This window comes from Lentzea kentuckyensis, assembly GCF_002150765.1.
GTDB lineage: Bacteria > Actinomycetota > Actinomycetes > Mycobacteriales > Pseudonocardiaceae > Lentzea > Lentzea kentuckyensis.
In genome coordinates this window covers 231,422-246,776 of record NZ_MUYM01000015.1, presented here as the reverse complement: position 1 = coordinate 246,776, position 15,355 = coordinate 231,422, and the positions used below count along the sequence as shown (strand labels likewise).

Genomic DNA, 15,355 nt, shown 5'->3' with positions numbered 1-15,355 from the left:
CCCGAGCTCGCGGGGGTGATCACGTGAACCACCTGGACCAGCTCGAAGCCGACAGCATCGACATCTTCCGCGAGGCCGTGGCGGAGAGCGAACGCCCGGTGCTGCTGTACTCGATCGGCAAGGACAGCTCGGTGCTGCTCCACCTGGCGCGCAAGGCTTTCTACCCGTCGAAGCCGCCGTTCCCGTTGCTGCACGTCGACACCACCTGGAAGTTCCGCGAGATGATCGCGTTCCGGGACCGGACCGCCGCGGAGCTCGGCCTGGAGCTGATCGTGCACCGCAACCCGGAGTGCGTCGCGCTGGGCATCAACCCGTTCGACCACGGCTCCGCGCGGCACACCGACCTGTGGAAGACCCAGGGACTGCGGCAGGCGCTCGACAAGCACCGGTTCGACCTCGCGTTCGGCGGTGCTCGCCGGGACGAGGAAGCCTCTCGTGCCAAGGAAAGGGTGTTCTCGTTCCGGACCGCGCAGCACCAGTGGGATCCGAAGAACCAGCGACCCGAACTGTGGCGGCTCTACAACACGCGGGTCGCGCCCGGCGAGAGCATCAGGGTGTTCCCGCTGTCGAACTGGACCGAGCTCGACGTGTGGCGTTACGTCGAACGCGAGCGGATTCCCGTGGTACCGCTGTACTTCGCGGCGCGGCGACCGGTCGTCGACCGCGACGGCATGTTGATCATGGTCGACGACGACCGCATGCCGTTGGCCGAACAACCGCGTCAGGAGCTGGTCCGGTTCCGCACGCTGGGCTGCTATCCGCTGACCGGTGCCGTGCGCAGTGAAGCCCGCACGGTGGCGGAGATCGTCGAGGAGATGCGGGCCGCGACCACGTCCGAGCGCCAGGGCCGGCTGATCGACCACGACCAGAGCGGGTCGATGGAGCGCAAGAAGCGGGAGGGGTACTTCTGATGGAGCTCCAGAGATCATTGCTGCGGTTCATCACCTGCGGCAGCGTCGACGACGGCAAGAGCACGCTGATCGGCCGGCTGTTGTACGAGTCGAAACTGCTGTACGCGGACCATCTGGCCGCACTGGAGGCCGACTCCAGGCGGGTCGGCACCCGCGGCGGCGAGCTCGATTTCGCGCTGCTGGTGGACGGCCTGGCGGCGGAGCGCGAGCAGGGCATCACGATCGACGTCGCGTACCGGTTCTTCGCCACGGAAGCGCGGCGGTTCATCGTCGCGGACACGCCGGGTCACGAGCAGTACACCCGCAACATGGTCACCGGCGCCTCCACCGCCGACGCCGCCGTCATCCTGCTGGACGCGCGGAAAGGCGTGCTCAGCCAGACGCGCCGGCACGCACGGATCGTGTCCCTGCTGGGCATCCGGCACATCGCGCTGGCCGTGAACAAGCTCGACCTCCTCGGCTACTCGCGGGAGGTGTTCGACGAGGTCTGCGCGGACTTCGCGGAGTTCGCCGCCGAACTGGACTTCGCCGGGATCACCTGCGTGCCGATGTCGGCGACCGACGGCGTCAACGTGGTCGGCCGCAGCGAGCTGACTCCGTGGTACGACGGGCCAACACTGCTGCAGTGGCTGGAGACGGTCGAGGTTTCGCGCGAACGGAACGGCCCTTCCCGGTTTCTCGTGCAGTGGGTCAACCGGCCTGACTCGTCGTTCCGCGGCTTCTCCGGACGCGTGCTGCGCGGCACGCTGCGGCCCGGCGACGCGGTCAGCACCGGCGGGCGAACCTCCACTGTGGACCGGATCGTGACCATGGACGGTGACCTGGACGTGGCGCCGGCCGGATCGTCGGTCACCGTCGTGCTGGCGGACGACGTGGACGCGAGCCGCGGTGACGTGCTGGCCGCGGCCACGGACCCACCGGGCGTCGCCGACACGTTCCAGGCGCACCTGGTCTGGTTGAACGAGACCGGTCTGCTGCCCGGCAGGCAGTACCTGGCCAAGATCGGGGCGCGCACGGTCGGGTTCACCGCCACGAGGGCGTTGCAGCTCAACGAGATCGGCGTCGACAAGGTGCACTTCGACGCGCCCGTGCCGTTCGAGAGCTACCGGACGAACCGCGATCTCGGCTCGTTCGTCGTGCTCGACCGGCTCACCAACGCCACGGTCGGCGCCGGGATGATCGACTTCGCGCTGAGCCCGACGAACCTGCGCTGGCAGACGCTCACCGTCGACAAGGAGGCACGGGTCGCGCGCAACGGTCACCGGCCGTGCGTGGTGTGGCTGACCGGGTTGTCCGGCGCGGGCAAGTCGACCATCGCCGACCTGGTCGAGAAGGCGCTGCACGCGGACGGCAGGCACACGTTCCTGCTCGACGGCGACAACGTCCGGCACGGCCTGAACTCCGACCTCGGCTTCACCGACGCCGACCGGGTGGAGAACATCCGGCGCATCGCCGAGGTGGCCGCGCTGATGGTCGACGCGGGCCTGATCGTGCTCGTCTCGTTCATCTCGCCGTTCCGGGCCGAGCGGGCGCTCGCGCGCGAACTGGTCGCCGAGAACGAGTTCTGCGAGGTCTTCGTGGACACGCCCTTGGAGGTCGCAGAGCAACGTGACCCGAAGGGCCTGTACCGCAAAGCGCGGCGGGGTGAGCTGGCGAACTTCACCGGCATCGACTCCCCTTACGAAACACCGGAGAACCCCGAGATCAGGATCGACACGACGGCACTCAGCCCCGAGGCGGCGGCCGAGGTCGTGGTGGCGGGACTTCGCACGCTCGGCGTCTGTTGAACGTTGTCCAAAATCGTGTACGTTCCACTAGAACACGTTCTAAATTCGGGAGGGCCGTCGTGCCGGATCAGGCGTGGTCGAGGTTCTGCCAGGCGTTGGAGAAAGCCGGCGAGGTGGTCCTCTCCGGCCCGGACACCCCGCTGGACCGCGCGGAGGGCTACCGCTACCTCGCCCGGCTGACCCGCGAGATGCTCTACTCCTGCCTGGACAACGCCGATCCCGACTTCCCGCGGTTCCACGAGCTCGACCTCGTGAAGATCGGCGCGGACAACCCGGACAACGTCTACCTGTCCGCGAACATCCGCGGCGACCGGACCTACCGGATCACCGGCACCCGCGGCACGATCGCGTACTTCAGCATCGGCTCCAAGGCCAACCGGTACGCCAAGGACGGCACCATGGCGTCCACCGGCGAGCTGTCCGACGCCGACCTGACGATCGCGCCGGACGGCACGGTGGAGATCATCGCGAGCGCGACCGAGCAGGGCGGGAACTGGTTGCCGCTGGCACCGGACTCGACCGGGCTCGTGGTGCGCCAGACGTATCTCGACCGGACTGCCGAAGAGCCCGGCTCGTGGCACATCGAGCAGATCGACGGCCCGGCCGAACCCGCGGAGCTCACTCCTGAGTTCCTGAGCAAGGCGCTGGGCCGGGCAGCTTTGTCAGTGCACGGCACCGCGGCCACGTTCGCGCACTGGACGCGCACGTTCATGGCGCGCCCCAACGAACTCCCCGACTTCGGCCAGGAGATGTTCCAGCGTGCAGGCGGTGACCCGGAGATCTTCTACCTGCACGGCTACTGGACGTTGCGGCCGGGCGAGGCGTGGGTGATCGAGACCGAGGTGCCGGACTGCCCGTACTGGAACTTCCAGCTGGACAACTGGTGGATGGAGTCGCTCGACCACCACCGGAAGATCACCGTCAACAAGCACACGGCTCGGCTGGACGACGGCCGGCTGACGATCGTGGTGGCGGAACGCGATCCCGGTGTCGGGAACTGGATCGACACCTGCGGGCATTCGTCCGGCACCGCGTTGCTGCGCTGGCTCGGCGCCACCGACCACCCGATCCCGAAGTGCCGAGTGGTTCCCCTGGAGGAGATTCGATGACGGTGACGACCGCGTTGAACGTTCCCGAACTGCTGGAGAAGGCCTCCGCCAAGACCGGGCTTTCGGACTTCGGCGACGACTGGTTCCGCGAACCGCTGGACGTGCTCGTCGGGAGCCTCAACACCGAGGCCGCGCTGTCACCGCTCGGCTTCGAGCTCACCAAGCACCGGCTGACCGCGCTGCTGGCCGATCGCCTGCGGCTGCGGTCGTTGCAACGCGCGAACCCGTCCGTGCTCGACGTCGAAGTGCGGGTGGCCGCCGAGATCTGCGGTCTGCCGCGCACCGGATCGACGCTGCTGCACCGGCTGCTGGCCGCGTCACCCCAGGTCACCTCGACGCTGTCGTGGGAGGTCGCGTACCCCCTGCCGTTCCCCGGCGAGGGACCGGACGCCGAACTGCGCAAACGCCGTGCGCAGGAACGCATGCAGATGTTCTCGCAGCTCTCCCCCGACTTCGGCGACCTGCACACGGTGGTGTGGGACGGGCCGGAGGAGGACGTGATCCTGCTCGACCGGACGTTCGTATCGATGAGCTTCGACTCGTTCTACTGGGTGCCTGCCTACGGCGACTGGCTGCGCTCGGCCGACCAGCGCCCGGCCTACCGCGAGCTGCGCGAGTGGCTGCAGGTGTTGCAGTGGCAGAACCCTGGTCGCGACCGCCCCTGGGTGCTCAAGTCGCCGCACCACCTGACCGCCGTCGACACGGTGCTCAGCGAGTTCGCCGGCTGCAAGATCGTCATGACGCACCGCTCACCGGTCAACGCCGTGCCGTCATACGCCTCGATGGTGCGCACGATGTCCTCGCAGTACAGCGAGAACGTCGATCCGGTCCGAATTGGACAGTACTGGTCCCGCCGGTTCGCGCGGACTCTGCAGGACTTCGCCGCGGCCCGCGCGGAGCGTCCCGACCGGTTCGTGGACGTGCGGTTCGCCGACACCGTCAGCAAACCCCTCGAAGTCGCCCGTCAGGTGCTCGACGCGCTGGACCTGCCCGCCGGACCCGCCGACGACGCGGCGTTCGAGGCCTACCTGGAGCAGAACCGCACCGAACGGCACGGCTCGCACTCCTACGCGCCATCAGACTTCGGGCTGTCCGAGGACCAGCTGCAACGTGACTTCGCCTTCTACTCGGAGGTTTACCTGTGATGCTCCAAGACGAGGTCGTGGTGATCACCGGCGTCGGCCCCGGCCTGGGCTCGAAACTGGCCGTCCGCGCCGCCGCCGAGGGCGCGAAGGTCGTGATGGCCGCCCGCTCCGCCGACGTGATGACGCAGGTGGAGAAGGACGTCGCGGCCGCCGGCGGTGAGGCCGTGGGCGTGCAGTGCGACGTGCGCAAGGCCGAGGACGTTTCCCGGCTCGTGCAGACCGCCGTCGACCGGTTCGGCACGATCACCGGCCTGGTGAACTCGGCGTTCGGGCATCCCGGCTTCTTCGACCTGCTGGACACACCGGAGAAGGCGATCCGGCGGTCGATGGACATCATCCTGTACGGCGCGCTGAACGTGACCCGCGAAGTGGTGCCGCACATGAAGGCGGCCGGGCGCGGATCGATCGTCAACATCGGCACCATGGCCACGCGCAAGCCGTTGCGCGGCGAGGCCGGCTACGCGGTGGCGAAGGCGGCGATGGCGACCGCGACCCAGTTCCTGGCGCTGGAGCTGGGCCAGCACGGCATCCGTGCGAACCAGGCCGTCATGGGCTGGCTGGACGGCCCCGGCGTGCGCTTCTACCTGCAGATCAACGCGAACGCCCGCGGCGTGAGCGAGCAGGACGTCTACGACGAGATCGCCGCGCGCAACCCGCTCGGCCGCATCCCGACCGACGAGGCCTGCGCCGGCGCGGTGTTGTTCTTGCTGTCCCGCGCGGCTTCCGAGATCACGGGCGCGGTGCTGGACGTCAACGGTGGGGAGTACATGCCGGCATGAGCGCATTGGTGATCGAGTCCGTGACCGTGGAGATCGACGCGCCCGCCTCGTTCGTCTGGAGCGTGCTGCTCGACTACCCGAACTATCCACAGTGGAATCCCTACACCCGGGCCGTGGACACGACGCTGGCCGTCGACTCGCCGATCGACCTCACCCTGCCCAAACCCGACGGCAGCGAGGGCACGTGGGTCAGCCGTGAGTACATCCGCGTCGTCGACCCGCCACGGCTGTTGCGCTACGACACCGGGGACACGTTCCCTGGCCTGCTCGGCGTACGCGACCAGCTGATCACGCCGCTCGGTCCGGAGCGGTGCAGCTACCACACGTCCGAGACGTTCACGGGCAAGTACGCGGAGGCCGTCTTCGCGGCGCAGCGCGCGTACGTCAAGAACGGCTTCGACTCCGTGGCCCACGCCCTGCGCGACCGGGTCGCCGCGCTCACGCTGACACCGTGATCGCGTTCCTCGAACGCGGCCGAACCGCCCACCAGCCGAACAGCACCACCGCCGCCACTCCCCCGTGCAGCACGCCGGCCAGCGAGGCTTCCTTCAACACCCCCATGAACACCCACCCGAACGACAGCAGCAACGCGCACCGCGCCACGCCCAGGACCCCGGCACGCCACCCCGCGACCGCCAGCAGCACCGCGCCGACGATCGACCCCGCCGACGCCGTCACCGGTATGCGCCACAACCCGTACGAGAGGTCCACATAGGACTCCATCGTGAGCGAGGTGGCCCGTTCCAGCCCAAGCCGATCCACGAGCGAGAACGCCGCGAGGTCCACCCCGGAGAAGTACAACCGCGCGAACAGCGACGCGACCAGCAGCGCACCGCCGACGAGCGCCAGCCGGCCGCCGATCTCCCGGGTGAACACGATCACCGTGCCGCACAACAGGATCGAGCCCAGGGCGAACAGCGCGTACCCGGCCGTGACCAGTTCCGGCAGCCGCGCGTACGCGGCCAGTTGCTCTGGCGCCGCGAACGGCTCGGCGGCGAACCGGGCACGTTCGGCGGCGGTGAACCCGGCCGTCTCCACCCCGAGATGCCGCACGAGCAACGCGGCGAACCACACCAGCGGACCGGCCATCAACGCGACAACCCTCATGCCTGGCAACGGTAGGAAGCAACCCGGCGACGGACATCGGACCGTGGTCCGAGATCACACTGTTCTCCGCGCTGAGTAGTTGTACCGATGCCGTGCACTCGGGCGTTCGCGCACGCTCGACGCGTGACCGAACCCGACCACCGCCGGGGCGCCATCCTGGCCGGCTTCCTCGTCCCACTGGCCCTGCTCGTGCTCATCGCGCTCGCCTACCGGAACGACTTCTTCGCGTCGAGCGGCTGGCACGGCGGCGAGTACGCGTACGCGTTCGTCTGGACCGCGCTCGGCTCCATCGTCGTCGGTGCCGTGGTCAGGCTCGCCGCCGCGGCTCCGTGGCGGTCCATCGGCTCCGGGATGATGCTGGTGGGGTCGATCAGCATGCTGGTCGTCATCGCGCTGATCGTGGTGTTCGTCATGGCGCTCACGAGTTCCGGCCTGATCTGGTGACTACCGCATCCGCGACAGGCCGCGCAGCGCGGTGGCGATCTGCTCGCGGTGCCCGTCCAGGGTGCTCCCCGTGATGCCCGCGGCCGCGGCGCGGGCGACGTCGTCGGTCGCGACCTTGAGCACGGCGCTCATGGACGCGGCCTGCACCCGGACGTCGAGGGTGTCCCGCGGTTTGCCCATGCGTTCGGCGAGCACCTCCGCCAGTGCGTCCTCCGCCCGTTCACGCAGCATGAGGTAGGCGGCGCGCAACGCCCGTTCGTGATGTGTCAGCCGCACGACGGCGAGCACCGCCTCGATGTCCTCGTCGGACGCGGAGTCCAGCAGCGGGCTGTAGGCCTCGCGCAGGTGGTCGATCAGTTCGAGTTCGGGCGGCCAGGCGAGCAGGACGGCGCAGAAGGCGTCGACCATCTTCGTGAGCAGCGGCTCGACGCAGCTCTCCTTGTGCGGGAAGTAGCGCCAGAACGTGCGTTCGGAGACGCCCGCGGCCTGCGCGATCTGCTCTCCCGAGGTGGCGGCCACGCCCTGTTCGGTGAACAGCCGCACCGCGTGGCGCGAGATGTCCATGCGCTGCCGCTGACGTTGCTCGTCGCTCACCGGCGGCCGGCCCCGGCGAGGCTTTTCTGCCACAACGTCCGTCATGGGGCGATTCAAGCACGTCACCCAGCAGAATCAATTAGTGGCAGAGAGTGCCAATAAACGCTACGGTCGAGTCATGAGCACTGCCACCGAACGCCTTCGACTGCCGTTCACCAGGCCGAACATCCTCGAGCTCGCCCCGCTCTACGAGGTCCTGCGCCGCGAAGCACCGATCGCTCCCGTCACCACGCCCGCCGGTGATCCCGCCTGGCTCGTGACCCGGTTCGAGGAGGTCCGCCTCCTGCTGGGTGACAAGCGGTTCGGCCGTTCCCACCCGGAACCGGAGAAGGCCTCGCGCATCACGACCGCGGCCGTGCTGGACGGCCCGTCCGGCGAGTACGCGACCGAGGAAGCCGACCACACCCGGATGCGCCGCCTGCTGACGCCCGCGTTCTCCGCCAAGCGGATGCGGATGCTGGGCGAGAACATGGAGGAGCTGGTCGACGGCTACCTGGACCGGCTCGTCGCCGAACACGAGACCACCGGCGTGGTCGACCTGCACCGCGGGCTCGCGTTCCCGTTGCCGGTGGCCATGATCTGCCGGCTGCTCGGGGTGCCGGAGGAGGACAACGAGAAGTTCGCGTCGCTGTCCGAACGCATGGCCGGCACCGAGATCGGCGAGGAGGCGCACCAGGCCCGCGAGGAGTTCTTCCGCTACATGGTGGGGCTCGTCGAGGGCAAGCGCGGGCAGCTCGGTGAGGACGTGATCTCCGACCTGGTCCGCGCCCAGAGCGAGGACCCGGCGTTCAACTACGAGGAGATGGTCCGGCTCTGCGTCGGCCTGCTGTTCGCGGGCCACGAGACCACCGTCAACCGCATCGGCCTCGGCGTGCTGTTCCTGCTCACCGACCGTTCGCGCTGGGAAGCCCTCGTCGCCGACCCGGACGGCCGGGTGGACGCGGTCGTGGAGGAGGTCATGCGCCTCGGCGCGCCCGGCGACCTCGGCCTGCTGCGGTACGCGAAGGAGGACGTCGACATCGCGGGCGTGACGATCCAGGCGGGCGACGCGGTGGTCCTCTCGATCAACGCGGCCAACCGCGACGTGGAGGTGTACGGCGACGCCGAGGAGTTCAACCCCGACCGTCCGGAAAGGACACACCTCGGCTTCGGCCACGGCGCGCACTTCTGCATCGGCGCCTCGCTGGCCCGCACCGAGCTGCGCGTGGTGTTCGCCGCCCTGGCCCGCCGCCTGCCCACACTCCGACTGGCCAAGGACCTCGACCAGCTGGAGGTCCGCGCGACGCTCACCGGTGGCGTCGCCGAGCTGCCCGTCACCTGGAGGTCGGCATGAAGGTCGTGGTGGACCAGGGCAAGTGCGTCGGCGCCGGGCAGTGCGTGCTGGCCGCGGACGACGTGTTCGACCAGAACGACGACGACGGCCTGGTGGCGCTGCTGGACGCCAGCCCGCCGCCGGAACGGCTGGCTGACGTCCGGCACGCGGCGGCCGTCTGCCCGGCCTCGGCCATCGTCGTCGAGGAAAACTAGTCCACGAAGTACGAGTCGTGCTTGTCGCGGAAGGCGTCCAAGTCGCCTTCCGCGACCTTGGCCACCATCTCGAAGTACTCCTCACGCGGTGCGCCGGGCGTGAACAGCAGCAACATGTCGACCGGTGCGTCGGAGTCGTTGCGGAAGGCGTGCAACCCGCCCTGCGGCACGTGCAGGAAGTCGCCCGCCTCCGCGTCGACCCACTTGTCGCCGTTGAACAGGCGCAAAGTGCCGTCGAGGATGAAGAACGACTCCGAGATGGTGCGGTGGAAGTGCGTGCTCGGGCCGCCCGCCCTGGGTTTCATGGCGACCCGATACAGCCCGAACTCGCCGCGCGTGGTCTCGGTCGTGGCCAGGTAGTGGATGCCGTTGCCGGGCTCACCGGTGTCGATCGGCGTGTTCGCGGGGCGGAAGGTGGCGCTGACCTCGCCGCCCTCACCGTGGTAGATCTTCTCTGGATAGGACATACCTGGTAGACACGGCCGGGCGCGAAATTGTGACAGCTACTTCTTCATCAGCGGTTCGACCAGCTTGGAGCCGTCCGCCTTGCCCACGAAGCAGTAGATCATCCGGTCCGAGGTGCGGTATCCGCTGTCGGTGGTCCTCATCTTCCACGCCTCCGCCGTCGGGATGACCACCCAGTACCGCAGCGTCTTCTCCTTGTCCTGGCCGTTCACCTCGGACGACAGGAACGTGCGCGTGCAGCCCTTGCCGCCGATCTTCGTCAGCTCCTCGGCGCCGGGATACGGCACGTCCTTCTCCAGCTCGGCGTTGGCGAGGACGGTGTCCATCAGCTCGACGTCGTGCTCCTTGTAGCAGCCGACGCGGTCCTTGCTCTCGATCTTCGGAGCGTCCTTCACCGGCATCCAGGTCAGGCAGGCGTTCGGCATGCCCATGAACGCGGTGTGCTTCAGGTCGCCGTCCGGGCCCGCGGTCAGCACCGGCTGCATCGCGGGGGTGCTGACAGGGGTGTTGTCGGGGACGTCGGTCAGGCCGATCGCGTGGAACCACGGCTTGAACACGGTGAAGTACAACAGGACCAGTGCGCCGACCAGGACCAGCGGGGTCAGCGTGGCCGACAGGAACAGGCCGATCGAACGCTTCCGGCGCGGCGGCACGGGGACGGGCGGGGCGCTGACGAACTGGCCGATCTTGACCGGCCCGGACGAGATCGGCCCGCTCTGCGACGGAGCGCTCCCGAACCCCGGCGTCGGCACGGCCACGGTGGGCCGTCCGTCGAACACCGGACCGGTCAGTTGCGGTTCCCCGCCCGCAAGTGCCCGCTCGATCAACCGGTGCGCCTGCTCCACGCCCAGCCGCCGCGCCGGATCGGGTTCCAGCAGCCCGGTGATCAGCTCACCCAACGGCCCGGCCACGCGCGGCACCGGCCGTTCGCTCATCACCGCGAGAATCGTCGCCGAGGTGGTGGGCCGGTCGAACGCCCCACGCCCCTCCACGGCGTAGAACAGCGTCGCCCCCAACGCCCACAGGTCCCAGGCGGGCATGGCGGGGCCGCCCGCGAGCCGTTCGGGCGACATGTACGCGGGCGAGCCGATCAACGTGCCGGTCGCGGTCAGGCGGGGATCGTCCAGCGACTGGGCGATGCCGAAGTCGGTGAGCTTCGCGGTCCCCCTCGCCGGCACCATCACGTTGCCCGGCTTCACATCCCGGTGCACGACGCCGGACGAATGCGCCGCCTCCAGCGCGCCCAGCAGCTGTGACGCCAGCACCGCCGCCTCACGAACGCGCAGCGGGCCGTCCTGGTCGACGCACTCCTCCAGGGTGGGAGCGTTGATCAGCTCCATCACGATGAACGTCTGGTCGTCCTCGGAGATGAGGTCGTACACGGTGACCACCGCCGGGTCGGCGAGCTGGCTCGCGATCCGCGCCTCGCGCAGCACCCGTTCCTGGTACACGGCCCGTTCGCCGGCCGGAACGTTGCCGGGCAGCAGAAGTTCCTTGACCGCCACGTCGCGGCCGAGCACGCCGTCCTTGCCGAGCCACACGGCTCCCATGCCGCCCCTGCCCAGCTCGCGGACCAGCCGGTAGCGCCCGTTGCCCACCTCACGCATGCGCGGAAGTCTCGCAGCCGATCACCCGCCGCCGTCACCCGGTCCGGTGAGATGACGTACACCGGTAGCGTCGCGTGACGGGCGCGAGCAGGAGACCCGCGAACCTAGCGTCGCCCGCGTGAGACGACTGACAAAGCTGTTGGCCACAACGCTGCTCCTGACCGGTCTGGCGCCACTCGCGCCGGCCTCCGCGAGCACCCCGGCCTGTGCTCCCCGAACGATCTCCGCCCCGGCCGGCGCCAGGATCGAGTCCGTGGACGCCGTGCGGCGTCCCGGCGGCACCGTCGAGTTCCCGCAGACCCCGCTCTCCGCACCACCGCCGATCCACGACGTCCCGGCGTACTGCGAGATCACCGTGACGCTCACGCACGCGGACGACCACGTCAAGGTCGTCGTCGCGCTCCCCGAGACCGGCTGGTCCGGCCGGCTGCAGGGCGTGGGCGGCAGCGCGTACGCCGCCGGTGACACCGGTGCCCCGCTGGTCCAGGCCGTCAAGGACGGATACACCGCCGTCACCACCGACGCCGGTGTGCTGTCCGGACTCGACACCAGCTGGGCGGTGCGCAGCGGCGAGCTGGACCAGACGCTGCTGACCAACTTCGCGACCCGCTCGGTGCACGAGTCGGCCGCCATCGCGAAGTCCTTGGTGCGCAAGCACTATCAGCGCTCGGTCAGCTACTCGTACTGGAACGGCTGCTCGACCGGCGGCCGGCAGGGTTACGCCGAGGCGCAACGGTTCCCGGACGACTACGACGGCATCCTCGCCAACGCGCCCGCCGTGAAGTGGTCCCAGTTCGCCGTCGCGACCCTGTGGCCGCAGATCGTGCAGAACCAGGACGGGCACGTCGTCGGCAACTGCGTGCTCGACGCGTTCCGCAAGGCCGCGATCGAGGCCTGCGACGCCAACGACGGTGTCACCAACAACATCGTCGACCGTCCGGACCGCTGCGGCTACGACCCGCGGCAGCTGATCGGCACGAAGATCCTGTGCGAGGGCAACGAAGTCGTCGTCACGAAGGCCGACGCCGACGTGATGCGCAAGATCTGGGACGGCCCCACCGACGAACGCGGCCGCAGCCTCTGGCCAGGCCTGCCGAAGGGCGCCGACCCGATCTGGCTCGCGGGCACGCTGCCCGGTTTCCCCGGCCCCGGCTTCCCGGTCGCGGCCCAGTGGGTGCAGAGCTTTCTGTTGAAGCAGCCCGGTTTCGACACCTCGAAGCTCACCTACCAGCAGTACCGGGACCTGTTCCGCCAGTCGGTGCGCGAGTTCGACGACGTCATCGGCACCTCGAACCCCGACCTGTCCGCGTTCCGGCGCTCGGGCGGCAAGCTGATCACGTTCGTCGGCACCAACGACCAGCTGATCCCGCCCGGCGGCACGCTCGGCTACCGCGACCAGGTCGAGCGGCGGATGGGGTACGTCAACGACTTCTACCGCCTGTTCACGGCTCCCGGCGTCGACCACTGCCTCGGCGGCAACGGCCCGCAGCCCACGAACCCGCTCGGCGCGTTGGTCGACTGGGTCGAGAAGGGCAAGGCGCCCAGCACGCTCGCGGCGGCGACGGCGGACACCCAGCGCGACCTCTGCCCGTACCCGCAGGTCTCCCGCTACACCCACGGCGACCCGAAGGCGGCTTCGAGCTACCGCTGCGTCCGCTGACGCGAGCCGCGCGACACGCCCGTCAGCTGTGCTGCAACGCCTTCGGGTACAGCCAGCTGCCGGGCGTGTCCTCGGCCGGGTTCGTGTAGTAGTCCCGCACGGCCGCAACGTATTCGTGCACGCTGATCGCACCGTCACCGTCGGTGTCGAGGTGCGCGAACGCCAGCCCGCACTCCTCCTCACCAAGCCCGCGCGCCCGCAGCAGCACCCCGAACTCGGCCGCGTCGACCCGCCCGTCGCCGTTCGTGTCCGCGATGTCCAGCAACGACTGCACGACCTCCAGGAACTCCGCGTCGAACGGCCCGTGGTCGACGAACGCCTCGATCATGGCGTCGCGGTACTCCTCCGGCCCGATCTTGCCGTCGCGGTCGGCGTCGCAGTGGTCGACCAGCATCTCCCAGAACCGGTCGTACGCCTCCACCAGGTCCCGGCCCCGCTCCGAGGACGCCGGCTCGCCGAACGCCCGCAGCAGGCGGTTGGCCAGCGCGTAAATGTCCGCGAGCTCGATGACGCCGTTGCCGTTGACGTCGTAGTGGGCGAACGTGGAGTCGATCCTGTGCTGCAGCACCTGCTTCATGACCAGGCACTGTGCTGATCCCGCCTGGAGAGCGCAAACCACGTCGCCTACTCGGGTGATGTCGCGCAACGATTTCGTCACGGCCATAACGACGCTCGAAGTGCCTGCGAATCCACGGTCAAGCGCAGCCGAAGAGGACATGCGCCGGCCGTGCGACAGGAGGCCGCAGACATGAAAGCGAAAATATTTCAGCCACTGCCCGTCAGCGTGGGCGTTCTTTTTCTGATATCCCTCGGCGCCGGCTTGTGGGTCGGCTCCGTGATGGAGTCGGTGATCGAGACGAAGGTCGCCTTCGACGTGGCCGCGGCCACGGAGACGCTGGACCACTTCACAGACGAGCAGCGCCAGGCATATCGGTTGTTTCAGCACCGCGACTTCGTCTTCATGAGTGCCTACGGACTTACGCTGCTGCTCGCGAACATCACAGCCCTGACCTGGAAGGTCGAGGGCCCGGGAGAGCGGACTCGCTTGCGGTTCGCCCTGCTGACGGCACCTGTCTTCGCCTTTGTGTGCGATCTCTTCGAAGATCTCACGATCCTGTCCTGGCTCAACCGCACCAAGTCACTGGAAACAGTCCTGGGCACGGCGTGGTGGTTGGGCATCGGCAAATTCACCTTCTTCGCCATCGCGATTCTCGCCCCGGTGCTGCTGACTGCCCACCGGTTCCTGAAGAAACGAACGGCCACCAACGAGAAGTACCAGAACAAGGACAGCATCGACCGCACCTACACCTCACTTCGAGCAGCCCTTGCGGCACTCGTGATCCTGCTCCTCGGAGCGCTGCTGGTGAGGACCATCTCGCTGCACTGGTGCATACGTGGATCCATCAGCGCCTATTACTACACAGCCCTGCAGCCGATGTTCGTGGGCACGCTGATCGCGGTGGGCATCTGCCTCATCGTCTACCAGGGCACGACCTACATCGAGAACATCCTCCTCGACATCGCCGGCTTCATGGCGTTCATCGTCGCCTTCGTACCGACCGCTCCCGGCGACGACAGATGCGCGACGAGCATCATCAAATCCGGAATCATCAAGTCCGACGACATCCGTCTGGAAGTCGTGCAGTACAACGTTTTTCCACTGCTGGTCGTGGCGTTCGGCGCCACGTTCCTGGCGCTCTGGTCGCGATACCGGGCCAAGCCCTCAGCTGACGGCACCGAGGCCCAGGCCGCCTGGAAGCACGAGTTGATCCGACTCAGAACAGGCCTGTGCGCGGAGGCCGTCGCACTCGTCTGGTTCGCGTGCTGCCACGAGAACTCCAGGGACATGGCTCACGGGATCGCGGCGTTCGGGCTGTTCGCCTGCATCATCGGAGTCGTCTGGAGCAACCATTTGAGCCGGAGCGACGACAAGAAGTACCTGGCGGTGGCCGTCGCCATGACGATCACCCTGCTCGCCGCCGCGGTGCTCCACTTCATCTACAAGTGGCCGGTCGCGATCTTCTACGTCGAGGCCGGCCTGATCGTGGAGTTCGCCCTGTTCTGGATTCTGCAGACCAAGGATCTCGAGGGCCAGGCGAACCTTCCGGCTACGACCGGCGACACGGACAGCACGGACAGCACGGACGGCTGAACGATGCCCAGTCTGCGTTACGACGGTGTGCCGGTATAGTTATACCGGCACACCGTCGTACGGAGGAT

At 68.4% G+C, this 15,355-nt stretch carries 16 protein-coding genes; 11 read left to right on the top strand and 5 right to left on the bottom strand.

Annotated features, from left to right (window positions below; genetic code table 11):
- Nucleotides 1-23 precede the first annotated feature (23 nt).
- The 6 genes from cysD to B0F77_RS09470 are packed head-to-tail and all read left to right on the top strand — an operon-like array spanning nucleotide 24 to nucleotide 6,186.
- Nucleotides 24-911 (top strand): sulfate adenylyltransferase subunit CysD, encoded by an 888-nt coding sequence (gene cysD, locus B0F77_RS09495; RefSeq protein WP_086662425.1) that lies wholly within the window; start codon nucleotides 24-26, stop codon nucleotides 909-911.
- Nucleotides 911-2,698, top strand: a complete 1,788-nt coding sequence (gene cysC / locus B0F77_RS09490) for an adenylyl-sulfate kinase (RefSeq protein ID WP_086662424.1) — start codon at nucleotides 911-913, stop codon at nucleotides 2,696-2,698. Before cysD ends, cysC begins: the two co-directional genes overlap by 1 nt.
- Nucleotides 2,699-2,757: 59 nt before the next feature.
- Nucleotides 2,758-3,807 carry a DUF1214 domain-containing protein gene (locus B0F77_RS09485; RefSeq protein WP_086662423.1) on the top strand — a complete coding sequence of 350 codons (1,050 nt, stop codon included), beginning with the start codon at nucleotides 2,758-2,760 and terminating at the stop codon, nucleotides 3,805-3,807.
- Nucleotides 3,804-4,952, top strand: a complete 1,149-nt coding sequence (locus B0F77_RS09480) for a sulfotransferase family protein (protein WP_086662422.1) — start codon at nucleotides 3,804-3,806, stop codon at nucleotides 4,950-4,952. Before B0F77_RS09485 ends, B0F77_RS09480 begins: the two co-directional genes overlap by 4 nt.
- Nucleotides 4,952-5,731 carry an SDR family oxidoreductase gene (locus B0F77_RS09475; protein ID WP_086662481.1) on the top strand — a complete coding sequence of 260 codons (780 nt, stop codon included), beginning with the start codon at nucleotides 4,952-4,954 and terminating at the stop codon, nucleotides 5,729-5,731. Before B0F77_RS09480 ends, B0F77_RS09475 begins: the two co-directional genes overlap by 1 nt.
- A complete protein-coding gene (locus tag B0F77_RS09470) occupies nucleotides 5,728-6,186 on the top strand; it encodes an SRPBCC domain-containing protein (RefSeq protein ID WP_086662421.1) in 459 nt (152 codons plus the stop codon). Before B0F77_RS09475 ends, B0F77_RS09470 begins: the two co-directional genes overlap by 4 nt.
- On the opposite strand, the gene B0F77_RS09465 is transcribed toward B0F77_RS09470, so the two are convergent.
- The gene (locus tag B0F77_RS09465) at nucleotides 6,170-6,838 is read right to left on the bottom strand and encodes a hypothetical protein (protein ID WP_143466652.1); all 669 of its coding nucleotides are present in this window, start codon (nucleotides 6,836-6,838) and stop codon (nucleotides 6,170-6,172) included. The two genes, B0F77_RS09470 and B0F77_RS09465, sit on opposite strands and share 17 nt — an antisense overlap.
- 123 nt (nucleotides 6,839-6,961) lie before the next feature.
- Between B0F77_RS09465 and B0F77_RS09460 the strand changes: the two genes are divergently transcribed.
- Nucleotides 6,962-7,282: a hypothetical protein gene (locus B0F77_RS09460; protein ID WP_086662419.1), complete on the top strand. Its 321-nt coding sequence runs from the start codon at nucleotides 6,962-6,964 to the stop codon at nucleotides 7,280-7,282.
- Here the strand turns inward: B0F77_RS09460 and B0F77_RS09455 are convergent, their stop codons facing one another.
- Entirely contained in the window at nucleotides 7,283-7,921 is a 639-nt protein-coding gene (locus B0F77_RS09455) for a TetR family transcriptional regulator (RefSeq protein WP_245847912.1), read from the bottom strand. It lies immediately after the preceding gene.
- A gap of 73 nt (nucleotides 7,922-7,994) precedes the next feature.
- Here B0F77_RS09455 and B0F77_RS09450 point away from each other — a divergent pair, with 73 nt between their 5' ends.
- On the top strand, nucleotides 7,995-9,209 hold the full coding sequence (locus tag B0F77_RS09450; RefSeq protein ID WP_086662417.1) for a cytochrome P450: 1,215 nt from the start codon (nucleotides 7,995-7,997) through the stop codon (nucleotides 9,207-9,209).
- Nucleotides 9,206-9,403, top strand: a complete 198-nt coding sequence (locus B0F77_RS09445; RefSeq protein WP_086662416.1) for a ferredoxin — start codon at nucleotides 9,206-9,208, stop codon at nucleotides 9,401-9,403. The genes B0F77_RS09450 and B0F77_RS09445 overlap by 4 nt, the downstream gene beginning before the upstream one ends.
- Here the strand turns inward: B0F77_RS09445 and B0F77_RS09440 are convergent.
- Both B0F77_RS09440 and B0F77_RS09435 read right to left on the bottom strand, forming a co-directional pair.
- The gene (locus B0F77_RS09440; protein WP_086662415.1) at nucleotides 9,400-9,870 is read right to left on the bottom strand and encodes a cupin domain-containing protein; all 471 of its coding nucleotides are present in this window, start codon (nucleotides 9,868-9,870) and stop codon (nucleotides 9,400-9,402) included. The genes B0F77_RS09445 and B0F77_RS09440 overlap by 4 nt on opposite strands.
- Nucleotides 9,871-9,906: 36 nt before the next feature.
- A complete protein-coding gene (locus tag B0F77_RS09435; RefSeq protein ID WP_086662414.1) occupies nucleotides 9,907-11,475 on the bottom strand; it encodes a serine/threonine-protein kinase in 1,569 nt (522 codons plus the stop codon).
- A 118-nt stretch (nucleotides 11,476-11,593) separates the two neighbouring features.
- On the opposite strand from B0F77_RS09435, the gene B0F77_RS09430 reads away from it, so the two are divergent.
- Nucleotides 11,594-13,135, top strand: coding sequence for a tannase/feruloyl esterase family alpha/beta hydrolase (locus B0F77_RS09430; RefSeq protein ID WP_086662413.1), 1,542 nt, complete (start codon nucleotides 11,594-11,596; stop codon nucleotides 13,133-13,135).
- 22 nt (nucleotides 13,136-13,157) lie between these two features.
- Here B0F77_RS09430 and B0F77_RS09425 read toward each other — a convergent pair whose 3' ends face one another.
- Entirely contained in the window at nucleotides 13,158-13,712 is a 555-nt protein-coding gene (locus B0F77_RS09425; RefSeq protein WP_158102655.1) for an EF-hand domain-containing protein, read from the bottom strand.
- Between the two features lie 150 nt (nucleotides 13,713-13,862).
- On the opposite strand from B0F77_RS09425, the gene B0F77_RS09420 reads away from it, so the two are divergent.
- Complete coding sequence (locus B0F77_RS09420) at nucleotides 13,863-15,287, top strand: hypothetical protein (RefSeq protein WP_143466651.1); 1,425 nt, start codon at nucleotides 13,863-13,865, stop codon at nucleotides 15,285-15,287.
- Nucleotides 15,288-15,355 lie beyond the last annotated feature (68 nt).

What these genes read in the sequence shown, in the direction of transcription:
- B0F77_RS09425 (WP_158102655.1), bottom strand. Translation starts at nt 13,712, where the DNA reads ATGAAGCAGGTGCTGCAGCACAGGATCGACTCCACGTTCGCCCACTAC.
- B0F77_RS09440 (WP_086662415.1), bottom strand. Translation starts at nt 9,870, where the DNA reads ATGTCCTATCCAGAGAAGATCTACCACGGTGAGGGCGGCGAGGTCAGC.
- B0F77_RS09480 (WP_086662422.1), top strand. Translation starts at nt 3,804, where the DNA reads ATGACGGTGACGACCGCGTTGAACGTTCCCGAACTGCTGGAGAAGGCC.
- cysC (WP_086662424.1), top strand. Translation starts at nt 911, where the DNA reads ATGGAGCTCCAGAGATCATTGCTGCGGTTCATCACCTGCGGCAGCGTC.
- B0F77_RS09450 (WP_086662417.1), top strand. Translation starts at nt 7,995, where the DNA reads ATGAGCACTGCCACCGAACGCCTTCGACTGCCGTTCACCAGGCCGAAC.
- B0F77_RS09470 (WP_086662421.1), top strand. Translation starts at nt 5,728, where the DNA reads ATGAGCGCATTGGTGATCGAGTCCGTGACCGTGGAGATCGACGCGCCC.
- B0F77_RS09465 (WP_143466652.1), bottom strand. Translation starts at nt 6,838, where the DNA reads ATGAGGGTTGTCGCGTTGATGGCCGGTCCGCTGGTGTGGTTCGCCGCG.
- B0F77_RS09435 (WP_086662414.1), bottom strand. Translation starts at nt 11,475, where the DNA reads ATGCGTGAGGTGGGCAACGGGCGCTACCGGCTGGTCCGCGAGCTGGGC.
- B0F77_RS09475 (WP_086662481.1), top strand. Translation starts at nt 4,952, where the DNA reads ATGCTCCAAGACGAGGTCGTGGTGATCACCGGCGTCGGCCCCGGCCTG.
- B0F77_RS09455 (WP_245847912.1), bottom strand. Translation starts at nt 7,921, where the DNA reads ATGACGGACGTTGTGGCAGAAAAGCCTCGCCGGGGCCGGCCGCCGGTG.
- B0F77_RS09445 (WP_086662416.1), top strand. Translation starts at nt 9,206, where the DNA reads ATGAAGGTCGTGGTGGACCAGGGCAAGTGCGTCGGCGCCGGGCAGTGC.